The sequence below is a fragment of the Bacillus cereus group sp. MG16 genome (genome assembly GCF_040459875.1).
GTDB classification, from domain to species: domain Bacteria; phylum Bacillota; class Bacilli; order Bacillales; family Bacillaceae_G; genus Bacillus_A; species Bacillus_A paranthracis.
Genome location: NZ_JARVHE010000001.1, coordinates 4,498,732 through 4,521,121 on the forward strand (window position 1 = coordinate 4,498,732; position 22,390 = coordinate 4,521,121).

Genomic DNA, 22,390 nt, shown 5'->3' on the forward strand with positions numbered 1-22,390 from the left:
GAGGCTGACTCTTTTTTATGATTCTTACATTCTTTCTCCTTCACTTCCGTCCGATTCTGTATACGATAGACTACCATTTCAACAGAAAAAAGAGGATGCCACAGCATCCTCTTTTTTCACTCCCCTATTCCACACAAGTAAACTGCGTCCAAGCTCCTACATAATCTAGTAAGAATAACTCTTCTTCTGCAATTGTACCGACAATATTTTTCCGCTCATCTATCGGCATTTCTTTTAGAATGATTTGTAGTTCACCTTTATACTTACCAAATGAATTGTTTCCAATTACAACTTGCCCTCTTTCCTGTCGTACACTTTCGCGCACCGGGAAGTCATAGTCTTTGTATTTCTTACGTACTTCTGTAGAGCGCACCATATATTCTGTTATATCGCCGCGTCTTACATGTAATTCTTGTAGCGTGGCTCTCTTCTCTACTTCAGTCGCCTCGTCTACAAAGTGTACCTTTAACTGTAACATGTAACGATTTAAGTTTCCTAGTTTCTCTAACTCTTCTTCACTCGCATAAGCATTTCCGATAATAACGTCATCAATAAGCCCTGTCGCCCATAAATGTTTCGCTTGTACTTCAATCGGTAAGTTACGATGCTCTTCTAATGTACATAATCCGTCGTTAATATCCCATGGGCCGATGTTAGCTGCATGTGACGTAATAAACGCTGCCGTGCGAATACCATGTTTTTTAAAGCGTTCACTACAGCGAATGAAATATTCGTATGGAAGTCCAGTAAATTTTTGCGGATAGAAGTTATGACAACCGATTAAAGCTGACTTATTCGCTTGATGCGAAAGAATATTTTCTAAGTATGCAATATCGTTACTTACGTTTAGCTCAATTTTTAAGCCGTACGGGTTATTTGTCATTTTCGCTTCAGTTAATCCGTCAAACCCTAAATCTAATCGAATACCGTCTGCACCTAACTCTGCGAAAAATGATAGATCACTATAACTAATACCGAGCTGAACAAAGACAGCTGGAGCTACATCTAAAATAACTTCCATATTGTTATCTTTCGCATGATGAATAATTTCTTTAAATTCAGCTACAATTTCTTCTTTCGGACGATTCACAGACAATAGGCATGTGAATATTCTTGAAAAACCGTGGCGTGCCGCTGCCGAAATGTATGCCATATCTTTTTCTTTCGTTGAATGCTCTGGATAAAGTGAAATTCCTAATTTACGCTCCATGCTTTTGCATCTCCTTCACACGTTGTATTAATGCCATGCTCGTAAATCTATATTTTGCAGATAAACATGTTGCACATAAAATCGTTGGTACAATGATAACGTACGGTGATTGTAAGCTTAGCATTACATAAGCACCCATTGAACAACCGATAAATACAATTGATACTAGTAGTAAAACTAATAAAGATTTACTTTGTACCCATTTTGAATAATGTGCAATACACTGCCCCGCTACAAATGTAATTAAGATGATAATTGCTCCGAGCATTTTTCTTTCTCCTCTCCTGCTAATTGTTGTTTCTCATACATTTTGAAGAACGGATAGTAAATAACGAATGAGATAACAAAGTTAACAAGTACAAGTACACCAGCCATAATTGTCCAGTCCGTACTAATAACCGCTGCAATTGGCGCTAACATCGTAAATGGCAATTTCGCCATCATCATCGGAATCATACCTGAAACAACTGCGAAATATGATACTGTCGTTGTAACTAACGGTGTAATTACGAACGGAATAATTAAGATTGGGTTCATTACAATTGGTGCCCCGAAAATAATTGGTTCATTAATATTGAATAAGCCTGGCACGAATGATAATCTACCTAACTCTTTTAAGAACTTAGATTTAGAGAACATAAACATAATTACTAAAGCTAACGTTGAGCCTGATCCACCAATCCATACGAACCATTGAATAAATTGCTCTGTAAATAAGTTTGGTAATTGATGTGCATTTCCTGTAGCTGTGAATACTTCCATATTTTCAAGAATTGCAGAATCCCACATTGGACGAATGATCGGTCCTAAAATCGCAGGGCCATGTATACCGAATGACCAGAAGAATACGATTAAGAATACTGTTAATAAACCGCCGAATAAATTATTTCCTACTAATACTGATTTTAGTGGTGCGATTAAATATGTGATTGTTGTATTTACATCAAATTTCAAGCCGTAGCGAATGCCCCAGAATAAAAGAATAACTGCTAACGTTGGAATTAATGCTGCAAACGAATTTGAAACTGCTGGTGGTACACTATCTGGTAATTTAATTGAGATATTATGCTTAATCATAAAGTGATAAATTTCTACTGCAATTAAAGCTGTAACAATTGCGCCGAATAAAGATGTTGCACTTAATGTTCCTACTGAAATGTATCTACCTGCATCAATAACACCTGGTACGGCTTTCGTAATTTGAATGGGTTCAACTGATGCTAGTAAAAAGGCGAGTACAGATAATAACCCTGCACTTAACTGATTGAGCTGATAAAAGTTCGCGAGCGAAGCCCCTACCCCAAATGCTGCATATAATGCCATTAGTCCTACTGTAAATCGGAATGGAATATCTAAAATATGGCGAAACGGTGCAATCCACTCCATATATGCATCAATTGGTAAGTTTAAAAAGATAACGAAAAATGATCCGACAATCGTTAACGGTAATGTAGAAATAACCCCGTTTCGAATTGCTAATAAATGTCGCTGTCCGGCAATCTTTTGTGTTGTTGGCATAATCTTTTGTTCCATAAAACTCATAAAACCATTCATCAAAACCCCTCCTCTTCCTCTTTTCTATGAAAGAATGAAATAAAGTTATAACATTATAATGTTTATATTTAAAAAAATATAATTATGCTAAAACTAATTGTTCTGCTTGTTTCAATACTTTCAAACCATCACACATGCCATAATCTCGTTGGTCTATAATCGCAACTGGTATATTGTATGAATTTGCAAGAAACTGTACGGCTGGAAATAAATATTTCACTTGCGGACCAATTAAAACAACATCAGCATTTTTTATTTCCAGTTTCACAAGTTCTGAATCAACTGCTTTAATTTTATAATCCTTCCCTTGTTTCATTGCCTCTTCTTGCATTTTTCTTACAACCATACTCGTTGACATGCCTGCTGCACAACATAATAAAATGTACATCTTATACTGTCACTTTCTCTTCTATCCGTTTATGAAGAGTGATAAATTCTTCCGCAAGTTCTTTCACTGTAATTGCATTCATTAAATGATCTTGTGCATGCACTAACAGTAAACTGATTTCTGCATGATTTCCTCTTGCTTCTTCTTGAATTAAGTCTGTTTGAATACGATGAGCTGCTGAAATTTCTTCCCTAGCAAGTTTCATCTTTTCACTCGCATTCTCAAAATCTCCTTGTCTTGCAAAAGCAATTGCTTCAAGTGACGCGCTTCTCGCGTTGCCACCATGTAAAATTAACGCAAATGGAGTTTGCATATCAGTCATTTCAAATTCCCCCAAGCCATCTTTTTTCTATATTGTTATCTTATTATGAAAACGCATACAATTAAACATAAAAAACTTCCGTTGTGTAACGGAAGTTTTTATATACTTCTCTTATAACGATAATAATATCTCTTGAAAATCTTCAACCACTTCAGCCTGAGCTAATTTCTCTATCGTATTTTGATTAGACATAATATCATATAAAAAATCATAAAGCTTTTGTAAATCTTCATTATTATTGCGCTTTACACTAAATAAAATAATAACTTGTACTTTCTTATCTCCCCAGTCAACCGCTTTATCAAGTGTACAAAACATCAAAAATGTTTTCTCACTTAATAACTGCATCGGATGTGGAATCGCAACTAAATTCCCAACCGCTGTAGGGGATGTATTCTCTCTTTCCATAACAGAGTCATAAAAGTTTTCTGGTACATAATTTTTTTCAGCAGCTTTCTCACATAAAAATTGGATAACCTCTTCCTTCGTAGAAGCACTGTAATTTAAAAAGATTAAATCTTCCTTCATATATTGCTGCACACTAGTATTCACATGCGTAAATAACTGCTGACCAATTGACTTAATCTCTTTATCATCAAATATTGAGTTTACTTTTATAACAGGCACAGGTAAACCACTTGGTATATGAATCGTACTAATAATACAATCTATCTTTTCTTTGTAGAGATCTTCTACTTTCAATTGATAATAACCTGTAATCCCTACAATCTCTAATTTATCTCGGAACTGTGATAGAATTTTATATTTCAATAGTTGAGCACTTCCTTGACCAGTCGCACAAACTAATAAACATCTTTTCTTTTGATTCTGTTCCTGTAAACGGCTCATCGCTCCGCCGAAGTGAATCGCAATATAACCAATTTCACTTTCCGGAATCGATTCTCCCGTGTATTCACCAATTATATCTCCAACGAGAACCGCAATTTCAAAAGCATACGGATAATTCTTTTTCACTTCTGCCAAAAGAGGATTTCTCGTATTTAACTTATACTTCAAACGATTTAATAACGTTTTTAAATGAACACCAAACCCGAATAATAATTCTTCATCATAATAAAAAATAAGATTCCGTTCTTCCGCTACTTTAAAAAGAATATGTTGCATGAATGCATATAGATCTTTTCCTAATAGTTCTTCCACATTTTCATAACGATCTTTCGTTGTAACAGCAGTGCTTAATAAATGCATCGTCACATATAAAACTTCTTCTTCTGGGAATGAAAAATGCAACTCTTTCTCTAAATCCTCTAAAATCTCTTTCGCAATTGTATATTCTTTCTTTATTATAAGTTCAGCTTGCTCTACATGTAGTCCTTTCATATAATGTTGATCTTCACAACGCTTTAATGCAATTGCAATATGAATGACTAAATTATCTATTTCTATATCTGATAAATATATCGTTCCTCCTTCGATATACTTTAATATAACCGAACGGATACGCGGTATATGAGGTAACGATAAGTATGTATCACTCTGCTCAAATTGCTCATGAAACGGAGTATGGTCATAACGCGGTAAACCATATTGTGATAAACAAGAACGAATATGAAACTCCTCTCCGACAATACGTATACCATAATACGGTCTCTTTTCAATTTGTAATTGATAGCGACCACATATATCTGTAACATCTTTCATAATTAAATTTACTGTCGATTTACTTACATAAATCTCCTCTGCTAACTGTGAAAGCTTCACATATCCCTCAGTCGTTAAAATGCGTTGCAGAATGTAAGCTACCCTTTCTTCATAAGAAGTTGGGATTTTTTCTGTCTGTTTTTGAAATAGACTCACGCAAAACTCTTCAAACTTCTTCGCTTGTATAATTTCTAGTTCGTATCCAGTCCCTCTTTGCGATTCAATTTTTGCTCCATTTTCTTCCAATATATCATTTAATAATTTTATATCTTTTTGAATCGTCTTCGTTGATACATGTAAACGGCTCGCTAAAAAAGCTCGATTTAACATCGATTTCTCCTCTAAAAACTCCTCTAAAATAGAAACTAATCGCTGATGCACCTTTGTCATAGCTCTTCCTCTCGCAATTTATATATAAAAAGGAAAAAGCTGCTGAGATCAGTAGTTTTTTCCTTTTTTAATTTATCTATTTCTTTAATGTAAATCCGAATTTATCCCATGCTTGCAAATAATCTAATAAGAAAATCTCTTCTTCTACAATTCGACCAACTACATTTGTTTTTCCTGTATTCACCATATCTTTTAATGCAATTTGCAATTCACCTTTATATTGGCCATATTGCTCATTATCAATTAGAAGATCGCCGCGCTTAATTTCACGTGTATGATGAGGTTTAAACTCTTCTTTTTTATATTTCACACGGCTTTGTGTAGAGCGAATCATATATTCAGATACATCCCCGCGATAAAAATGAGGTTCGTCTAATACGATAATTTTTTCTAGTTCTGTCGTTGTATCATATAACTTTATATCAAATGTTTGTTTCTCTTTATTTAATGCACCTAGTGCTTGTAATTCTACTTCTGATGCATAAGCATTCGCAATAATAACATCATCAATTAATTCTGTTGCAAATAAATGCTTCGCTTGTGTTGTCATTGGTAATTCACGATGCTGCTCTAACGTACATAATCCTTCTGTTACTGGCCAAGGTCCATATGTTGCATCAAATGATGAAATAAAAGCAGCCGTTCTCATACCGTAATCTTTAAATTGTTTCGAGCATTTCATAAAATGATCATATGATAATCCAGAATAACGATGCGGATAAAAATTATGGCAACCAATTAAATTTTCACGATTTGGTCTATGACTCATAATATTATCTACATACTTCGTACCGTTACTCATATTAATTTCAATTTTTAAGCCATACGGATTGTACGTCATAATTGATTCTTCTAATCCTGAGAAACCAACATCTAAACGAATACCGTACGCACCTAGTTCATGGAAGAACGATAAATCATTATACGAAATACCTAGTTGTTCAAAAACAGCTGGACTAATATCAACTAACACTTGGAACCCTAATGCATTTGCATGAGAGATCGTTTCTTTAAACTCTTCTATAATTTTCTCTTTTTCTCCATCTACAGACAATAAGCATGTGAATACACGTGTAAATCCGTATTTACTTGCTAATGTTAAATATTCCTTATCTTTCTCTACTGTTGAATGTTCTGGATAAATAGAAATACCTAATCGTCTCATATGTACACGCCTCTTTCTTCATTGTTTTGTAAACCTTTTCAAATATATGTAGTGAAAAAGTATATATCCCCTTCTCATTCACTACTTTTTGAATCCGCTTTCTTTAAAGAAAAAATAATTTCTATCATTCATAACAACTACAAGTCTATACATCTATACTTTACAACTTTTTTTCATAGTTGTGTAGCTTTTACACGAATTTGTCAGTTTTTCACCTCGAAAATTGTTGTACGTTTTCAAGGCACCTTCCTTGACTGTTACATTGGCCAATACATATACTCGAAAGAAAAGAGAAATTTTTTATATAGGGGATGAATACATGGGAGAAGCAATACTCGTAAAACGAGAACCGTTATGGACAAAAGAATTTGTCGCGCTAATTCTAGCAAACTTATGTATGTTTTTAGGGTTTCAAATGTTAATTCCTACTTTACCTGTTTATGTGAAAGAAATAGGAGGTACAAGTTCCAATATCGGATTTGTTGTCGGCATGTTTACTGTTGCGGCACTTTTTGTTAGACCGCTAACTGGAAATGCCTTGCAAAAATTCAGCAAAAAAATCATTTTAATGATCGGTACTGCTATTTGTTTACTCGCTATGGGTAGTTATCTTTTCGCTTCAACTGTTTTCCTATTGCTTGCCGTTCGAATTTTACACGGAGCTGGTTTTGGTATTACAACGACTACATATGGAACTGTCGTTTCAGATTTAATTCCGCAAGCTCGCCGCGGTGAAGGCATGGGATATTTCGGTCTTTCTGGAACGATTGCAATGGCGCTCGGTCCACTTATCGGACTTTGGCTTATGCAAACATATAACTTCACGATTCTTTTTTTATGTGCACTTTCCTGTACAATTGTTTCATTAATATTAACGAAACTACTTCAAATCAAAAAATCGCCGCAATCACCACAGCAAACATCTGGTACCTTCCTTGATGGATTTATTGAACGTAAAGCTTTACTTCCTTCATTATTAATATTATGTATTACATTAATGTACGGGGGAATCGGAAGCTTTATTACGTTATTTGCTACGGAAGTCGGCATTGCTGATATAAGCCTCTTCTTCTTATTTAATGCACTTGCAATCGCTGTTACTCGTCCATTTTCCGGAAAGTTATATGATGCGAAAGGTCATTCCTTCGTAATTATTCCAGGAGTTATTATTACGTTTACAGGGATTATTTTATTGTCGTATACAACTACCATTCCAAGCTTAATTATTGCAGCAGCATGCTACGGAAGTGGTTTCGGAGCGATTCAACCTGCACTACAAGCGTGGATGATTGACCGAGTAGCACCGCACCGACGAGGAGTCGCAACAGCTACATTCTTCTCAGCATTTGACCTTGGAATTGGTGCTGGCGCGATTATTTTTGGATTCATTGCACATTTTACAAACTACGCAACTGTATATCGTTATTCCTCTCTATTACTTATTGCTTTCCTATTCATTTACATTACAAGTGTAAGAAGACAAAAGCATGGAAATAAAAACACAGAAAAAGCTGCTGGATAATTCCAGTGGCTTTTTTATCTTATTTTTGATGTTATAAAACTACATGCATTTTCCTACATATTTTTTAAATTTTCATCAAAAAATATACGATGAACTCGCAGACGCTTTCCTTGATATTCAACCGAACAATACTATTCTAAAAAGTGTGATTTCTTTACAAAATTAAGATTTATATAAGATGAAAACCAATAAAATACAGCTGTTTCTTTAAGTAATTGTAAACTTTTCTTCTCTTTGTAAATTTAGTGTAAATTTTACTAGCAAACCGTTTACACTGCCTCACGGTTCAGTTAATAATTACATCGTACATGAAATTTAAGGAGTGGAATGCGTGGAATATAATGTTCAAGATATGATCTTCCAGTTCATTGGTGGATTAGGTATTTTCTTATTCGGGATTAAATACATGGGCGATGGACTGCAACAAGCAGCTGGAGATCGTCTTCGCGATATTCTAGATCGTTTTACAACAAACCCACTGATGGGTGTACTAGCAGGTATGTTAGTTACTGTATTAATCCAATCAAGTTCAGGAACAACCGCTTTAACAGTCGGTCTTGTAAGTGCCGGATTTATGACATTAAGACAAGCAATTGGTGTTATTATGGGTGCGAACATCGGTACGACAGTTACTGCATTTATTATCGGAATTAAAATCGGAGAATACGCACTTCCAGTTATGGCAGTTGGAGCAATCTTACTATTCTTCTTTAAAAATAAAAAAGTACATTCTATAGGTCAAGTTGTATTCGGTTTTGGTATGTTATTCTTCGGCTTAGAATTAATGAGCGCAGGTATGAAGCCTCTTCGTTCTTTAGAGTCATTCCAAGAATTAACGGTTAGCATGAGTGACAATCCAATTTTAGGTATTGTTGTTGGTACAGTCTTCACTTTAATTGTACAAAGTTCAAGTGCAACAATCGGTATATTACAAGAACTATTCGGTCAAGGTGCAATCGATTTACAAGCTGCCCTTCCTGTATTATTCGGTGATAACATCGGTACAACAATTACAGCAGTATTAGCAGCAATCGGTACTTCAATTGCCGCAAGACGTGCAGCATTAGTTCACGTTATCTTTAATATTATCGGTACAATCATCTTTACAATTTTATTAGTACCATTTACAAGCTTAATCCAATATTTCCAAACGTCATTAAACTTAAATCCAGAAATGACAATTGCATTCGCACACGGGACATTTAACGTAACGAATACAATTATTCAGTTCCCATTCATCGCTGTATTAGCATGGATTGTAACAAAAATTATTCGTGGTGAAGATGCTGCTATTGATTTCAAACCGCAACATTTAAATCCAATCTTTATTGAACAATCTCCAGCTATCGCTTTAACAGAAGCTCAAAAAGAGATTATTCGTATGGCTGATTTTTCATTACATGGATTAAAAGAAGCAAATCAATTTTTAAATACACAAGACAAAAAACACGCGAACATGGCTACTCAATTAGAAGGAGCTATTAACAATTTAGATAAAAAAATTACCGAGTATTTAGTTTTACTATCAGAAAAACCACTTTCACCGACAGACTCTGAGAAGCATTCAGTCCTAGCAGGTGTTGTTGGAGATATTGAACGTGTCGGTGATCATGTAGAAAACCTTGTAGAGCTTGTAGATTTCCAAATTTCAAATCGTGTTTCTTTATCAAGCGAAGCATTAGCTGAATTAAATGAAATGCTTGAGTTAACAATTTCAACATTACAAGACGCAGTTGAAGCTTTAACAAACTTCGATACTGAACTAGCTCAAACAGTTATTGCAAAAGAACGCAAAATCGATCAAATGGAACGTGTTCTTCGTAAACGTCACGTATTACGTCTGAATGAACGTAGCTGTTCAGGTGATGCAAGTATCATCTTCGTTGATATGGTAAGTAACTTAGAGCGCATTGGCGATCACGCTGTAAATATCGCTGATGGTGTTTTAGGTGAACAAGGTAAAGTCAATTTAAAACAATCATTATAATAAGAAAGAGACGCTTACGTTAGCGTCTCTTTTTTCATTTCATATTTACAACCGTTCTTCCTTTTAACTTTCCTTGCAATATAAGTGTAAACTTCTCATCTAATTCTTCTAATGTACATTCTTCTGTATAAGATAGTAAATCTTTGTTTTCCCATTCATTTGCTAGGAGCGTCCATACATCTCTTCTCACATCTACTGGGCACTGTACAGAATCTACTCCTAACAGGCTTATGCCTCGTAAAATAAACGGATATACCGTTGTTTGTAATTCATGGCCTGCCACATTACCGCATGTCGTTATGCACCCGCCATACTTTACCGTTTTTAAAACTGTTTCTAACATATGCCCACCTACAGTATCGATAACTCCGGCGTATATTCCTTTAAGCATTGGTCTTCCTGATTCATCATTCAATTCTGCGCGATGAATCACCTTTTTCGCTCCTAGACGTAGTAGCATCTGTTCCTCTTCCATTTTTCCTGTCGCTCCTACTACGCTAAACCCTAACTTACTTAAAATACTAACAGCTACACTTCCTACGCCGCCTGTAGCACCCGTTACTAAAACATCGCCCATACTAGACGTTACCCCTGCTCTAATAAGCTTATATACTGATAAAGCGGCTGTAAAACCTGCCGTCCCGTACATCATACTTTCCTTTAATGACATTCCCTCTGGTAAAGGGACAATCCAAGATGCCGGCACGCGAATATATTCTCCGAAACCACCAGAAGTATTCATCCCTAAATCATATCCCGTTACAATGACTTGATCTCCCGCCTTAATGGTAGCATCTTTACTACTCACAACCACTCCTGCTGCATCAATTCCTGGCGTATGAGGATATGTTCTCGTAACACCTTTATTACCAGTGGCTGAAAGAGCGTCTTTATAATTTAGTGAAGAATAATGAACCTGTATGAATACGTCCCCTTCAGGTAAACTACTTACTTCTCTCGCTACAACGTTTCTTACAAACTGCTTACTTTCTGTTTCGTTCACAACAATTGCTCGGAATGATGTATGATTCATTATGCTCTCTCCTTTATCCCTAAATTTCTTCTTTATTATATAGAAGAAATAAGTAAACCTACTCGTTTCTTCTTGGCTATATTTCAACAAATCTTACTTCTCTATCACTTTCTCACAATACATATTTTCATTTCTACTAAAACAACTTATACTTATTCTACATCTAAAAAATATAATATAGAATATCTGACTTTTTATAAATATATTGAATTTTTACGAAATGTAAATGTTTTGTAATGTTTTTTTTCGTCAAATTTCATTATAATAAGTGGATATGAGTGTCGTATTTCAATCCAAATGAAGGAGTACAGGAAATGGAGCAAAACCCATCTTTGCAAGAAAATACACGCAGTAAACCGAAAAAAAGTAAGAAAAAAATAAAAATTATTATAAGCGTTATTCTATTCTTTTTAATAGTAGGTGGCGGTTATACTTGGTTTTTAGTAAATAAAGCATCTTCTGCTGTTCGAAATGCCGCACACGATTTAGCACGCGGTGATAAATCTGATTTACGTGATAAAGTTGTAAAACCTATTACAAACAATGTCTCTGTCTTAGTAATGGGTGTCGATGAAAGCGATGTCCGAGGAAAAGAATATGGTGAAGCTATAAGAACGGATGCACTATTACTTGCAACGTTTAATAAAGATAGCAAAACTGTAAAACTATTAAGTATCCCACGTGACACATATACTTATATTCCAATAGAAAAGAAAAAAGATAAAATTACACACGCTCATGCATTCGGTTCTGCTAAAAATGGAAAAAATGGTGGACCACAAGCAAGCATTGATGCAGTTGAAAAATTAATGAATGTTCCTGTCGATTATTTTGTGAAATTTAACTTTAAATCATTTATAAAAATCGTCGATGACTTGGGCGGTATTGAAGTTGATGTACCAGTTGAATTTACTGAGCAAGATAGCAATGATAATGCAGAGGCAATTCACCTAGAAAAAGGTGTTCAAAAGTTAAATGGCGAAGAAGCTCTTGCTCTTGCTAGGACAAGACACATCGATAGTGATGCAATGCGTGGACAACGTCAACAACTCGTTATCGAGGCTATTTTAAAGAAACTAACAAGTGTTGGTTCTGTAACAAAAGTTGGCAACATCATTGATGATATTAACGGACAATTCGTTACAAACTTAACATTTGATGATATGCTTTCATTCTATAAGTACGGATCGGATTCAGAAATCGAGAAATTACAAATTCAAGGTGACGACTGCTATATGGAAAAAGGTGACGATACATGTAGCAAATCCGCTGGTGGCGGCCGAACGTATTACTACAATCCAGATAAAAAAGAATTAGCAAAAGTTACAAACGATCTTCGTGCTCATCTCGGATTACCTGCATATACAAAAACAGACTCTGATTCGAAGAAAACAAATACAGAGAAAACAAAAGAATCTAAATCTGAAAATTCAAGTGAACGCGAATCAAGTAACAATGAAATGAAAAATAAAAATAGCAATGAAGATACAGAAACATCGTCTAACGACAATGAATAATAAAGAAGCAGTTCTCTATGGAGGTAGAGTACTGCTTCTTTTTATTCCGTCACAATCAAAAATCAGAACTTTCTAACTATCTTTTTTAATATTTTTAAATTATAATAAATAGTAGCAATCTATTCCAATTATCAGGGGGCTCATACATATGAAAGCTGCAGTAAAACATAACATCTCAGATTTTAAAGACTACTTAAAGTCAAACGATATATACATGGAAGAAAATATAGATGAAAATGATGGTTCTGTTCATTTTTCAGTAGGATTAGAGACAGAAGCTGGCGCAAAAATTCAACTTATCGCTGCTTTCCAAAACGAACATCCTACTGTAGATATATACTGCTTCAATGTTGCTCACGTACCTAATGAAGCAGCAACAAATGATGTTTTACATACCATTAATGAATTAAATACATCTTATCGATTTGCAAAATTCACATTAAACAAGCAAAATGCAATTGATATTTCAACATCTCTTGCATTCTCAGAGCCAAACTTTAATCCAGCACTTGTCTTTGAACATACGAGAATGCTATATAAATTAGCAAATGACGAATATAAAAACTTAATGAAAGTGATTTGGGCATAAATAAAAGGATGGGCTGCAAGCAGCGCCATCCTTTTATTTCAATATCATATCAATCCACATCTTAATAGCTGTACCTACAATCAAAATCGATAACATATATTGCAGTGCTTTTTGATTGATCTTTTTCCCTACTCGCGCTCCAAGCGGCGCTGCAAAGATACTTGCAATCGCAATAATAAGAGCTGGAATTACAACTACTTGTCCAGTTATTACTTTTCCAGTTGTAATCCCTACTGAAGAAATAAACGTAATAGCGATAGATGTTGCTATCGTTGTACGTATCGGCAATTTTAAAATAACTAGCATAATCGGAACTAAAAGGAACGAACCTCCAGCACCTATAATGCCTGATGCTCCGCCTACAATAAATGCTAACAAACTTGCTATCCATTTATTATATTTCAATTCATCACCATTATTTCGTTTCGGTACGAACATCATAATAGCAGCAATTGTTGCTAACGCTGCATAAACAACATTGACCGTATGTTCCTCTAATGCATTAGCACCAAAACTACCTATGAAACTTCCTATTAATATACTAGCTCCCATATACACAACGAGCGTTTTATCCATATCATTACTTTTCCGATAAGCCCATGCCCCTGCGAAAGTTGCAAAGAATACTTGCACCGCTGTAATACCACTCACTTCATGTGCAGTATAACCAGTAAACCCTAGCAATACCGGAATGTATAAAATCATCGGATAATTAATAATTGCACCGCCAATTCCAACCATTCCTGATATAAACGATCCTATAAATCCAATTATAAAAAGTAATACGACTAAACTCATCTTATATCCCCCGCCTTCTAAAAAGAAGGTCATTTAAATGAATAAGTTTACATTCCCATCCGAAGCATCAGCTAAATAAGCTCCTACTCCTGCAAACTCTACCCCTTCCATAATCTCTTCCTCTTTTAACCCTAATAAATCTACTGTCATTTGACAAGCGACAAGTTTAATCCCCTGTTCTTTCGCCAAATCTATTAAATCTGGTAAAGGCATCGCATTATGTTTTTTCATAATACCTTTAATCATCTTTGGTCCCATACCTGCAAAATTCATTTTCGATAATCCCATCTTATCAGCACCGCGTGGCATCATTTTTCCAAATACTTTTTCGATGAAAGTTTTCTTTACCTTCACATGTTCATCTTTCCTTAAAGCATTTAATCCCCAGAAAGTATGAAAAATAGTTACCTCTTGATCATACGCCGCTGCACCATTTGCAATAATATAAGCAGCCATCGCTTTATCATAATCTCCGCTAAATAAAACGATTGTTGTTTTCTTCTGTTGTTCCATGTTGTTTTTCCTCCAATTACCTATAGGGGTATTTTTATTTTTATAAAAAATTGTTTCGCCCTATTCTACTTTACCTTCCCACGCTAACATACCACCTACCATATTGATCACTTGAAAACCGTAGCTCTCTAAAAATTGAACAGCTCGTGCACTTCTTCCGCCAGAACGACAAACGATAATATACTCTTTCTTTTTATCCAACTCATGCATACGAAACTCCAATAGTCCTAGTGGAATATTACACGCTTCTGGAATTTTCCCTTCAGCTACTTCTTCTACTTCACGTACGTCTACGATATTTACTGCTTCTTTACGTAACAATTTTTCTTCTAATTCTTTTGCTGTCATTTCTTTCATTTTACATTTCCTCCTCACAAACCATTCATACCGCCTGAAACATTGATAACGTGCTGAAATCCTAATTTTTTTAATACCTTTGCTGCTTGTTTACTTCTCATTCCACTCTGACAAATAACGATTACTTCCCTATTCTTATCTAATTGATTTGTCTTACTAGCCAAGTCATTTAGCGGGATATTTTGAAATCCTTTCATATGATTTCCTCTATATTCACCTACTGTACGAACATCGATAAATTGTTTATTCTTTTGCCCCATCATACGTTTTAATTCTTTCCCTGAAATATTTCTTACTCCTCTAACTGGTAAGAAGCGAGAAATAATAAACCACGATACAAGTACAATTAAGACTACATTCAAGATTGTCTTTACATCCATAAAGCTATTTAAACTCCTTCTGTGCTTTTTTCCCATCCAAATATATACTATAACTTTGAATATGGAACCCTTTCTTTCTTAACAAACGAACACTTAAATTCCGATCCACTTTATTATGAACAATAAGATGCAAAGGCTTATTTGGTATTTCATGATAATACCGTTTTAAATACGCATACGGTATACACATAATTCTAGACGTGTTATCACTATGACTCTTTGTATAATTGCGTACATCTACAACAACACTTTCCATTTCCCTTACTTGTTCTAACGAAATATATGCAACGTTTAAAACCGGAATGTAACGTTTTACTAAAACTCCTAGCATTAATACTATTAGGGATATAACTATATAAGACATATATGATTATCCTCTTTACTTTCAATAATACGCAGGGGATGTAATCTTCCACTTATTATTAAAATGCTATGCTTTCTTGATCCAGAACTTTAATTCACCAGCTTCTTCCGTGTGTTTTAACACTTCATGACCGCCTTTTTGTGACCATGCTGGAATATCTTTAATCGCACCTTTATCTGTTACGTGTACTTCTAATACTTCCCCCGATTGTAATGCTTCCATTGCCTTCTTTGTTTTTACAATTGGCATTGGACATGCTAATCCTTTTACATTTAATACTTCTTTCACTTCCATCTTGTATACCTCCTGTTTTTATAATTAAGCTTTCTTAATCCAGAACTTTAATTCGCCATCTTCTTCTGTATGCTTTAACACTTCATGACCACCTTTTTGTGACCATGCTGGAATATCTTTAATTGCACCTTTATCTGTTACGTGTACTTCTAATACTTCCCCCGATTGTAATGCTTCCATTGCCTTCTTCGTTCTTACAATCGGCATTGGACATGCTAATCCTTTCGCATCTAATACTTCTTTCACTTTCATCTTATATACCTCCTGTTTTTATTTCATTTGAAGCCAAATTAATTATGAACTGCACAACGATTGGGACCAATCTCCATTTCACGCTCTTCATCCACACTCGGGTGAATTTTACCCATATTCGTTTGACGGATTTCTTCATATGCATTTGGCTGAGGTGGTAAGTTTTCTGTTACAACTTTACGGAACTCTCCCTCATCCTCAATATTTAATCCTTCATTATGCTCAAATAAATCTTTTAATTTTGCACTAACAATACCACTTTCGTCCATTTCACTTATTTTTGAATAATGAGCCGGTAACACAATTAAACTTTGAGATAGTTCTTTATATCGGCTATACAAAGTATTACTTAAATCACTTACCCAATCTTCAGCCTTCCCAGCAAGATCTGGACGCCCGATTGAATCTACAAATAAAATATCGCCTGATAATAAATAGGAATTATCTACAATAAATGATGTACTTCCAATCGTATGCCCTGGTGAGTATAATGCGTCAATTTCAATTTTAGTACCCCCAACCGTAATAACAGATCCTTCAACAAGCGGTTCGTATGAGAAAACAACTTCCTCCGTATCTTTTGGCGGTAACCAATACGTACCACCTACTTTTTCCGCTAACTTACGTCCTCCAGAAATATGGTCTGCATGTAAATGTGTATCCATTACATTCGTAATCGTAACGCCATGCTCTTTCGCAAATTCTTCATACGCTTCAACTGTTCTTACTGCATCAATAACTGCTGCTTCACCGTTTGAAACGACCATATAAGATAAACAGCCTTTTCCAAGACGGTTAAACTGATACATACTTCCGCCATTTTTTAAATCTCCAACTTTTACAGGCTTTACATATTCACTCCATGCCTTCATACCACCAGCTAAATAATAAATATTTTCTAATCCAGCCTCTGTTAACTGCTCTGCCACAAATATAGAAGACCCTTCTTTTGCACATACTACTAAAACATCTTTATCCTTAGGTAATTCACTTACAATATGATCTACACCATCTAACAAATCAAAATAAGGTTTATTAATAGAAGAAACTTGTTTTCCTTCAATTTTCCAATCTTCATAATCCTTCTCATTACGAACATCTAAAATAAACAACTCTCCGAATAAAACTTTCTCTGCAACATCTTTTGCTTGTAATGATTTAACTTCCATCTTCTTACCCCCTGAGGTATATTTTTATTTAAAAAAATTTAATTCTCTATATTCCCTTGCCACTCTATCATACCGGGAATAACATTTTTCACATTTGCATAACCTTTCTCTTTCAACATGTGGCAAGCTACATCACTACGGTTACCAGTTCGGCAAACAACATAAATTTGTTTCGTCTGATCTAACGCTGCACTGTCTAACTCTCCTAACGGCATCGAAATGGCCGATGGAATATGACCAAAAGCGAATTCCGCTGCTTCTCGAACATCTAATACAATACACTCTTCATCACTTAATAATATCTCTTCCAACTCTACATTCGTAATTGTATGAGGATACTTTGCTACTTCATTCACTTCATGCTCATGCGCTTTCCTAATGTAGTGCATCAAAACATCGCCCTCTTGTTTCGTCCCGATATATTGATGCCCTACTTTATTTGCCCAGCTTTGTATATCTACTGTAGATCCTTTATCTGTTGCCTTAATTTCAATCACTTGTCCTGATGTCAACCCTTCTATCGCCTTCTTCGTTTTCACAATCGGCATCGGACAAGCTAACCCTTTACAATCTAAACTCATATCCACTTTTATACTCATAGTCGATTCCTCCATAATTTATACACATATACCTGTAGGGGTATATTAAAATGTTTTTGAAAATCTGTCAACACTTACGTTTGACAGATTATCGGCTTTTTACAAGTAATTGAACAGCTTCTTTAATTAACTCTTCATTTGAACCATTACCACTTTCAAACTGTTCACGCAAACATTGCTCTAAATTCGTTCCAACAACAAGTCCAATTGTACGATCAAGTGCAGAACGAGATGCCGTTAACTGTGTAATAACCTCTCGGCAATCTTTTCCTTCTTCCATCATACGAAGCACACCACGAACTTGCCCTTCAATACGCTTTAATCTATTTTTCATGTCTTGATTATATTCCATTGTATAATCACCTCATTACCATTATGTCACTATTTATAACCTATGACAATATATTATACCCTACAGGGTATTTTGTAAACCCCTATTTTTAATTTTTACCTTATACATTCACAAAATACAAAGCGAAACCTTAATCTATAGGCTTTCATCTTCCACCAAATTTTGAAGTGGAAGATGAAAAAATATCAATATACAACACGTTCTGGTACTACCGTTCCATACAATTTAAAACCACCATCTACATTCTTTACCTTATACCCTTTTTCCATTAACATGCGTGCTGCTACATACCCTCTCATACCAAGTTGACAAGTAATATATATTTCTTTATCTACCGGCACCTCATCTAAACGATCACGTAATTCATCTAACGGAATATTAATAGAACCTTTAATCATTCCTTGTTTTAGTTCATTAGGCTCTCGAACATCAATAAGATATCCACCATTTTCAACAATACGATCTATTTCATGCCATTGTACTGTGTCCACAAAACCATCTACTATATTACTTGCTGCATACCCTACCATGTTTACAGGGTCTTTTGCAGAAGAATAGGGCGGGGCATATGATAATTCTAAATCTGGCAAATCAAGTACAGTTAAATTTGCTTTTATTGCCGTTGCGATAACATCCATACGCTTATCTACACCGTCACGTCCTAGAGCCTGTGCTCCGTAAATTTTCCCACTATCTTTATTAAAAATTAATTTTATTAGCACTGGCGTAGCATTCGGGTAGTATCCCGCATGCGAATTTGCCTGTACATGCACTACCTCATAGGGTATATTTAATCGTTTTAATATTTTCTCATTTACTCCCGTCGAAGCAACCGTTAAATCAAAAACTTTAGCTACAGAAGTTCCGAGCGTACTTTTATATAAAGAATCCGTATGACCATGAATAATATCTGCTAACATGCGACCTTGACGATTAGCTGGCCACGCTAAAGGAATCATCGTTTCTGTTTCTGTGACAAAATCTTTCACTTCAATCGCATCACCAATTGCATATACATGTGGATCCGATGTTTGAAATTTCTCATTTACTTTTATCGTCCCTCTAACTCCTAATGCTAATCCTGCATCCTTCGCTAAACTACTCTCTGGTTGTACACCAATTGCTAAAATAATCATATCTGTCTCTATAATTGAGCCACTTTTTAAACGTACAACATTCCCGCTCTCTTCTAATGCATCTACACCATCTTCAAAAACAAGCTCAACATCGTGTTTTTTCATATGCTCATGCACATATACTGCCATTTCATAATCGATTGGTGGCATCACTTGATTTGCCATCTCTACAAGAGTAACATCAATTCCACGTTCTCTTAAATTTTCAACCATCTCCACACCAATAAACCCGCCACCAATAACCGTCGCATGACGTGGTTTCTGCTCATCAACGTATGCTTTAATACGATCTGTATCAGGTACATTTCGTAACGTAAATAACGCCTTCGCTTCTTCAATTCCCGGAATAGGTGGAACAATTGGCTTTGCTCCTGGTGACAGAATTAACACATCATATTCCTCGTTATATGTTTCATTTGTCGTTACATTCTTTATAGTAATTGTTTTCTCTTCTTTATTAATCTTTACCACTTCACTCAATACACGTATATCTAAATTAAAACGCTTAGACATCTTTTCAACAGTTTGTACTAATAACTTTTGTCTTTCTGTAATAACATCGCCAATATAGTATGGTAATCCACAATTTGCAAATGAAATGTATTCACCGCGTTCAACCATAATAATTTCATCTTCTTCACTTAAACGACGAAGCCTTGCAGCCACTGATGCCCCGCCCGCAACTCCGCCTACTACTATAATTTTTCTAGACATATTTCAAACCTCCATATTGTTTATTTTCTCAATGTATCAAAAATAAAACTAATACCCGTATGGGTATATGATAAAATATACAAAAAGCATTTTCAATATATATGTCTTTCTTTCACAAATTCGAAACAAATAAAAAAGAACTTATTCATCTCCAAGTTCTTTACAAATGAAGCAACCCATCGTTCCATTGCCATACTTCCTATAATCTCTTTGTAAAACTATAATCCATGTTCCCGCCTAGCGCTGCCGCTGTATCACCAGTTTCTCTAAAATCATGTGTATATATTTTTTCAAATGAACCGAAATCTACTTGCTTATAAAATTCAAAACAAGGGAATCCATCATGCTCTCCTTGAATATCAATACTACCATCCTGTTTCACACATACATTTAATACATAATCCACAGGAGGTGCATATACATTTAATGGATTACTTGCACTCGCACTCATTTTGAATTGCACACCTTCAGAATTCCATGTGATATTAGTACACACAATATTTTCTGTACTTGCTTTCCCTGTTCTTTTACTCACAGAACCATCTGGACTTGTAACCTTCTCTGTCGTAATACCCGTGTTCGCATATGAAAACACTTCTTCTTTATAAAAATCAACTACTACCTCTTGCTCTACTCTAGAGCGCATCGTATTTACCGCATGTGGTGTAAATTCACGTGAATCACCTTCAAATTGGATTACTTGCCCTGTTTCCATATCCTTTTTAGCTTCAGTCCAAGACATTGGAATAAATACACTGGCTCTAATTTTTACGATATTAGTCATCAGAAACACCTCTATAATTTTATTTTAAATACTGAATACTATTGAGTAAAATAGACCATAATTTCAATCCTAAAACCAATAGATTTCTCTTTTACTTTTCTACTTCCTTCTAAAAAATAGTGCTATATTTATGTTTAGACTGTCGTTTTAAAGCTGTATTCCATCTCTCCAGCTAGTGCTGCTGGAGTGTCATTTGTTTCTCTAAAATCATGTGTATATATTAATTCAAACGAACCAAAATCTACTTGTTTATAAAATTCATAGCAAGGGAAACCATCATGTACACCTTCAACATGCACAGTACCACTTTTATTAACTCGTATAGCCAACAAATAATCAGCTGCAGGTGCTGCCGCATTTAACGGATTACTGGCACTTGCTCTCATTTCAAATGAAACTTCATCCTCGCCCCATACGATATTAGTACATACAATGTTTTCTGTACTTGTTTCTCCTTTTTGATACTCGGTTGAGCCATCTGGATTTGTAATCTTCACTGTGACGATACAAGCATCTGCATATGTGAAAATTTCTCTTTTATAAAAATCAATATTCACTTCTTGTTCTAATCTTGAACGCTTTGCGTTCACCGCGTATGGTGTAAACTCACGTGCATCTCCAGCATATTCAAACGATCTTCCTGTTGCAGGATCCTTAATAGGTTCCAGCAATGCATATGGTGCAAATACACTCCCTCTAATTTTCACAATATTAACCATGTGAAACCTCCATTGATTCTATATTATATAAATCATTATTTGTTCTACCAATACAATATAGTCAATTTGATTGACTATATTGTGTATAGTACAATAAGTATTACATATAGTCAATTTAATTGACTACAAGTGCGGAGGTTATATATATGGATCAAACATTTAACGAGTTAGATCTTACATCGCTTTTATCATTATCATTTAGCACATTAATTACTGAGCTACATGACAAATTAAGTGAATTAGGATTTGAAGATATTAGGCCAGCACATGGTTTTATGTTCAAACGCATCCTTCCTAATGGGGCAACTGGTATAGAGCTAGCTGAGTATTTAGGGATTTCCAAACAAGCTATAAGTAAAATGGTGGATTCTCTTGAGAGTAATGGCTACGTTACACGTAAAACACATCCTACTGATAAAAGGGGTAAAATCATTGTTTTAACCGAACGTGGTTTAGCAGTAATGAAAGCTAAAGAAGAAATAGTAGCTGAAATAGAGCAGCGATGGATTGAAAACATAGGTACAGAACGAATGCAAATGCTAAAAGAAGATTTAACAACATTCGTTACTAAAGAAAATACAGAGAAATTATCATCAAATATACGACCTGTCTGGTAAACA

26 protein-coding genes are annotated in these 22,390 nt (G+C 35.1%); 5 read left to right on the top strand and 21 right to left on the bottom strand.

The window, feature by feature from the left end; genetic code table 11:
• Positions 1 to 124: 124 nt before the first annotated feature.
• The 7 genes from QCI73_RS23430 to QCI73_RS23460 all read right to left on the bottom strand — a co-directional run bounded on the left by QCI73_RS23430 (position 125) and on the right by QCI73_RS23460 (position 6,691).
• Positions 125 to 1,210, bottom strand: a complete 1,086-nt coding sequence (locus tag QCI73_RS23430) for a DUF871 domain-containing protein (RefSeq protein ID WP_353823861.1) — start codon at positions 1,208 to 1,210, stop codon at positions 125 to 127.
• The gene (locus QCI73_RS23435; RefSeq protein WP_000900035.1) at positions 1,200 to 1,478 is read right to left on the bottom strand and encodes a hypothetical protein; all 279 of its coding nucleotides are present in this window, start codon (positions 1,476 to 1,478) and stop codon (positions 1,200 to 1,202) included. Before QCI73_RS23435 ends, QCI73_RS23430 begins: the two co-directional genes overlap by 11 nt.
• Positions 1,454 to 2,764, bottom strand: coding sequence for a PTS sugar transporter subunit IIC (locus tag QCI73_RS23440; RefSeq protein ID WP_001013055.1), 1,311 nt, complete (start codon positions 2,762 to 2,764; stop codon positions 1,454 to 1,456). Before QCI73_RS23440 ends, QCI73_RS23435 begins: the two co-directional genes overlap by 25 nt.
• Before the next feature lie 82 nt (positions 2,765 to 2,846).
• Entirely contained in the window at positions 2,847 to 3,152 is a 306-nt protein-coding gene (locus tag QCI73_RS23445) for a PTS sugar transporter subunit IIB (RefSeq protein ID WP_098925280.1), read from the bottom strand.
• Between the two features lies 1 nt (position 3,153).
• Positions 3,154 to 3,474 carry a PTS lactose/cellobiose transporter subunit IIA gene (locus tag QCI73_RS23450; RefSeq protein WP_000131335.1) on the bottom strand — a complete coding sequence of 107 codons (321 nt, stop codon included), beginning with the start codon at positions 3,472 to 3,474 and terminating at the stop codon, positions 3,154 to 3,156.
• 111 nt (positions 3,475 to 3,585) lie between these two features.
• Positions 3,586 to 5,526, bottom strand: a complete 1,941-nt coding sequence (locus tag QCI73_RS23455) for a BglG family transcription antiterminator (RefSeq protein ID WP_353823862.1) — start codon at positions 5,524 to 5,526, stop codon at positions 3,586 to 3,588.
• Positions 5,527 to 5,602: 76 nt separating this feature from the next.
• Positions 5,603 to 6,691 (bottom strand): DUF871 domain-containing protein, encoded by a 1,089-nt coding sequence (locus QCI73_RS23460; protein WP_353823863.1) that lies wholly within the window; start codon positions 6,689 to 6,691, stop codon positions 5,603 to 5,605.
• Between the two features lie 319 nt (positions 6,692 to 7,010).
• Between QCI73_RS23460 and QCI73_RS23465 the strand changes: the two genes are divergently transcribed.
• Together QCI73_RS23465 and QCI73_RS23470 are read left to right on the top strand one after the other, a co-directional pair.
• Positions 7,011 to 8,213, top strand: coding sequence for an MFS transporter (locus QCI73_RS23465; RefSeq protein WP_000503266.1), 1,203 nt, complete (start codon positions 7,011 to 7,013; stop codon positions 8,211 to 8,213).
• Positions 8,214 to 8,544: 331 nt separating this feature from the next.
• Complete coding sequence (locus QCI73_RS23470) at positions 8,545 to 10,200, top strand: Na/Pi cotransporter family protein (protein WP_000456273.1); 1,656 nt, start codon at positions 8,545 to 8,547, stop codon at positions 10,198 to 10,200.
• A gap of 34 nt (positions 10,201 to 10,234) precedes the next feature.
• Here QCI73_RS23470 and QCI73_RS23475 read toward each other — a convergent pair whose 3' ends face one another.
• The gene (locus tag QCI73_RS23475) at positions 10,235 to 11,233 is read right to left on the bottom strand and encodes a YhdH/YhfP family quinone oxidoreductase (RefSeq protein ID WP_353823864.1); all 999 of its coding nucleotides are present in this window, start codon (positions 11,231 to 11,233) and stop codon (positions 10,235 to 10,237) included.
• A gap of 314 nt (positions 11,234 to 11,547) precedes the next feature.
• On the opposite strand from QCI73_RS23475, the gene QCI73_RS23480 reads away from it, so the two are divergent.
• Positions 11,548 to 12,750 (top strand): LCP family protein, encoded by a 1,203-nt coding sequence (locus tag QCI73_RS23480; RefSeq protein ID WP_074602658.1) that lies wholly within the window; start codon positions 11,548 to 11,550, stop codon positions 12,748 to 12,750.
• A gap of 148 nt (positions 12,751 to 12,898) precedes the next feature.
• On the top strand, positions 12,899 to 13,339 hold the full coding sequence (locus QCI73_RS23485; protein ID WP_000642365.1) for a YbjN domain-containing protein: 441 nt from the start codon (positions 12,899 to 12,901) through the stop codon (positions 13,337 to 13,339).
• Positions 13,340 to 13,372: 33 nt separating this feature from the next.
• Here the strand turns inward: QCI73_RS23485 and QCI73_RS23490 are convergent, their stop codons facing one another.
• The 13 genes from QCI73_RS23490 to QCI73_RS23550 form a co-directional block, all read right to left on the bottom strand.
• Positions 13,373 to 14,137, bottom strand: coding sequence for a sulfite exporter TauE/SafE family protein (locus QCI73_RS23490; protein WP_000060723.1), 765 nt, complete (start codon positions 14,135 to 14,137; stop codon positions 13,373 to 13,375).
• 33 nt (positions 14,138 to 14,170) lie between these two features.
• Positions 14,171 to 14,650 carry a DsrE/DsrF/DrsH-like family protein gene (locus QCI73_RS23495; protein WP_000437728.1) on the bottom strand — a complete coding sequence of 160 codons (480 nt, stop codon included), beginning with the start codon at positions 14,648 to 14,650 and terminating at the stop codon, positions 14,171 to 14,173.
• Between the two features lie 60 nt (positions 14,651 to 14,710).
• On the bottom strand, positions 14,711 to 15,007 hold the full coding sequence (locus QCI73_RS23500; protein ID WP_000661797.1) for a rhodanese-like domain-containing protein: 297 nt from the start codon (positions 15,005 to 15,007) through the stop codon (positions 14,711 to 14,713).
• Between the two features lie 14 nt (positions 15,008 to 15,021).
• Positions 15,022 to 15,387: a rhodanese-like domain-containing protein gene (locus QCI73_RS23505; RefSeq protein WP_048554273.1), complete on the bottom strand. Its 366-nt coding sequence runs from the start codon at positions 15,385 to 15,387 to the stop codon at positions 15,022 to 15,024.
• A 4-nt stretch (positions 15,388 to 15,391) separates the two neighbouring features.
• Positions 15,392 to 15,751: a hypothetical protein gene (locus tag QCI73_RS23510; protein ID WP_048554275.1), complete on the bottom strand. Its 360-nt coding sequence runs from the start codon at positions 15,749 to 15,751 to the stop codon at positions 15,392 to 15,394.
• A 66-nt stretch (positions 15,752 to 15,817) separates the two neighbouring features.
• On the bottom strand, positions 15,818 to 16,045 hold the full coding sequence (locus QCI73_RS23515) for a sulfurtransferase TusA family protein (protein ID WP_074602656.1): 228 nt from the start codon (positions 16,043 to 16,045) through the stop codon (positions 15,818 to 15,820).
• Between the two features lie 24 nt (positions 16,046 to 16,069).
• Positions 16,070 to 16,297: a sulfurtransferase TusA family protein gene (locus tag QCI73_RS23520; protein WP_074602655.1), complete on the bottom strand. Its 228-nt coding sequence runs from the start codon at positions 16,295 to 16,297 to the stop codon at positions 16,070 to 16,072.
• A 38-nt stretch (positions 16,298 to 16,335) separates the two neighbouring features.
• Positions 16,336 to 17,466, bottom strand: coding sequence for an MBL fold metallo-hydrolase (locus QCI73_RS23525; protein ID WP_353823865.1), 1,131 nt, complete (start codon positions 17,464 to 17,466; stop codon positions 16,336 to 16,338).
• 38 nt (positions 17,467 to 17,504) lie between these two features.
• Positions 17,505 to 18,065: a sulfurtransferase TusA family protein gene (locus tag QCI73_RS23530; protein WP_353823866.1), complete on the bottom strand. Its 561-nt coding sequence runs from the start codon at positions 18,063 to 18,065 to the stop codon at positions 17,505 to 17,507.
• A gap of 88 nt (positions 18,066 to 18,153) precedes the next feature.
• Complete coding sequence (locus tag QCI73_RS23535) at positions 18,154 to 18,417, bottom strand: metal-sensitive transcriptional regulator (RefSeq protein ID WP_000456206.1); 264 nt, start codon at positions 18,415 to 18,417, stop codon at positions 18,154 to 18,156.
• Positions 18,418 to 18,602: 185 nt separating this feature from the next.
• On the bottom strand, positions 18,603 to 20,267 hold the full coding sequence (gene cdr / locus QCI73_RS23540) for a CoA-disulfide reductase (RefSeq protein WP_353823867.1): 1,665 nt from the start codon (positions 20,265 to 20,267) through the stop codon (positions 18,603 to 18,605).
• Between the two features lie 199 nt (positions 20,268 to 20,466).
• Positions 20,467 to 21,051, bottom strand: coding sequence for a DUF3238 domain-containing protein (locus QCI73_RS23545; protein WP_098229268.1), 585 nt, complete (start codon positions 21,049 to 21,051; stop codon positions 20,467 to 20,469).
• A 134-nt stretch (positions 21,052 to 21,185) separates the two neighbouring features.
• The gene (locus QCI73_RS23550) at positions 21,186 to 21,770 is read right to left on the bottom strand and encodes a DUF3238 domain-containing protein (RefSeq protein WP_098229269.1); all 585 of its coding nucleotides are present in this window, start codon (positions 21,768 to 21,770) and stop codon (positions 21,186 to 21,188) included.
• 146 nt (positions 21,771 to 21,916) lie between these two features.
• Here QCI73_RS23550 and QCI73_RS23555 point away from each other — a divergent pair, with 146 nt between their 5' ends.
• Positions 21,917 to 22,387 (top strand): MarR family winged helix-turn-helix transcriptional regulator, encoded by a 471-nt coding sequence (locus tag QCI73_RS23555; protein ID WP_098229270.1) that lies wholly within the window; start codon positions 21,917 to 21,919, stop codon positions 22,385 to 22,387.
• Positions 22,388 to 22,390: the final 3 nt, after the last annotated feature.

Bases quoted from the DNA above. Each gene is read 5' to 3' on its own strand.
- QCI73_RS23430 (WP_353823861.1), bottom strand. From the start codon at position 1,210: ATGGAGCGTAAATTAGGAATTTCACTTTATCCAGAGCATTCAACGAAA.
- QCI73_RS23435 (WP_000900035.1), bottom strand. From the start codon at position 1,478: ATGCTCGGAGCAATTATCATCTTAATTACATTTGTAGCGGGGCAGTGT.
- QCI73_RS23440 (WP_001013055.1), bottom strand. From the start codon at position 2,764: ATGAATGGTTTTATGAGTTTTATGGAACAAAAGATTATGCCAACAACA.
- QCI73_RS23445 (WP_098925280.1), bottom strand. From the start codon at position 3,152: ATGTACATTTTATTATGTTGTGCAGCAGGCATGTCAACGAGTATGGTT.
- QCI73_RS23450 (WP_000131335.1), bottom strand. From the start codon at position 3,474: ATGACTGATATGCAAACTCCATTTGCGTTAATTTTACATGGTGGCAAC.
- QCI73_RS23455 (WP_353823862.1), bottom strand. From the start codon at position 5,526: ATGACAAAGGTGCATCAGCGATTAGTTTCTATTTTAGAGGAGTTTTTA.
- QCI73_RS23460 (WP_353823863.1), bottom strand. From the start codon at position 6,691: ATGAGACGATTAGGTATTTCTATTTATCCAGAACATTCAACAGTAGAG.
- QCI73_RS23465 (WP_000503266.1), top strand. From the start codon at position 7,011: ATGGGAGAAGCAATACTCGTAAAACGAGAACCGTTATGGACAAAAGAA.
- QCI73_RS23475 (WP_353823864.1), bottom strand. From the start codon at position 11,233: ATGAATCATACATCATTCCGAGCAATTGTTGTGAACGAAACAGAAAGT.
- QCI73_RS23480 (WP_074602658.1), top strand. From the start codon at position 11,548: ATGGAGCAAAACCCATCTTTGCAAGAAAATACACGCAGTAAACCGAAA.
- QCI73_RS23485 (WP_000642365.1), top strand. From the start codon at position 12,899: ATGAAAGCTGCAGTAAAACATAACATCTCAGATTTTAAAGACTACTTA.
- QCI73_RS23490 (WP_000060723.1), bottom strand. From the start codon at position 14,137: ATGAGTTTAGTCGTATTACTTTTTATAATTGGATTTATAGGATCGTTT.
- QCI73_RS23495 (WP_000437728.1), bottom strand. From the start codon at position 14,650: ATGGAACAACAGAAGAAAACAACAATCGTTTTATTTAGCGGAGATTAT.
- QCI73_RS23500 (WP_000661797.1), bottom strand. From the start codon at position 15,007: ATGAAAGAAATGACAGCAAAAGAATTAGAAGAAAAATTGTTACGTAAA.
- QCI73_RS23505 (WP_048554273.1), bottom strand. From the start codon at position 15,387: ATGGATGTAAAGACAATCTTGAATGTAGTCTTAATTGTACTTGTATCG.
- QCI73_RS23510 (WP_048554275.1), bottom strand. From the start codon at position 15,751: ATGTCTTATATAGTTATATCCCTAATAGTATTAATGCTAGGAGTTTTA.
- QCI73_RS23515 (WP_074602656.1), bottom strand. From the start codon at position 16,045: ATGGAAGTGAAAGAAGTATTAAATGTAAAAGGATTAGCATGTCCAATG.
- QCI73_RS23520 (WP_074602655.1), bottom strand. From the start codon at position 16,297: ATGAAAGTGAAAGAAGTATTAGATGCGAAAGGATTAGCATGTCCAATG.
- QCI73_RS23525 (WP_353823865.1), bottom strand. From the start codon at position 17,466: ATGGAAGTTAAATCATTACAAGCAAAAGATGTTGCAGAGAAAGTTTTA.
- QCI73_RS23530 (WP_353823866.1), bottom strand. From the start codon at position 18,065: ATGAGTATAAAAGTGGATATGAGTTTAGATTGTAAAGGGTTAGCTTGT.
- QCI73_RS23535 (WP_000456206.1), bottom strand. From the start codon at position 18,417: ATGGAATATAATCAAGACATGAAAAATAGATTAAAGCGTATTGAAGGG.
- cdr (WP_353823867.1), bottom strand. From the start codon at position 20,267: ATGTCTAGAAAAATTATAGTAGTAGGCGGAGTTGCGGGCGGGGCATCA.
- QCI73_RS23545 (WP_098229268.1), bottom strand. From the start codon at position 21,051: ATGACTAATATCGTAAAAATTAGAGCCAGTGTATTTATTCCAATGTCT.
- QCI73_RS23550 (WP_098229269.1), bottom strand. From the start codon at position 21,770: ATGGTTAATATTGTGAAAATTAGAGGGAGTGTATTTGCACCATATGCA.
- QCI73_RS23555 (WP_098229270.1), top strand. From the start codon at position 21,917: ATGGATCAAACATTTAACGAGTTAGATCTTACATCGCTTTTATCATTA.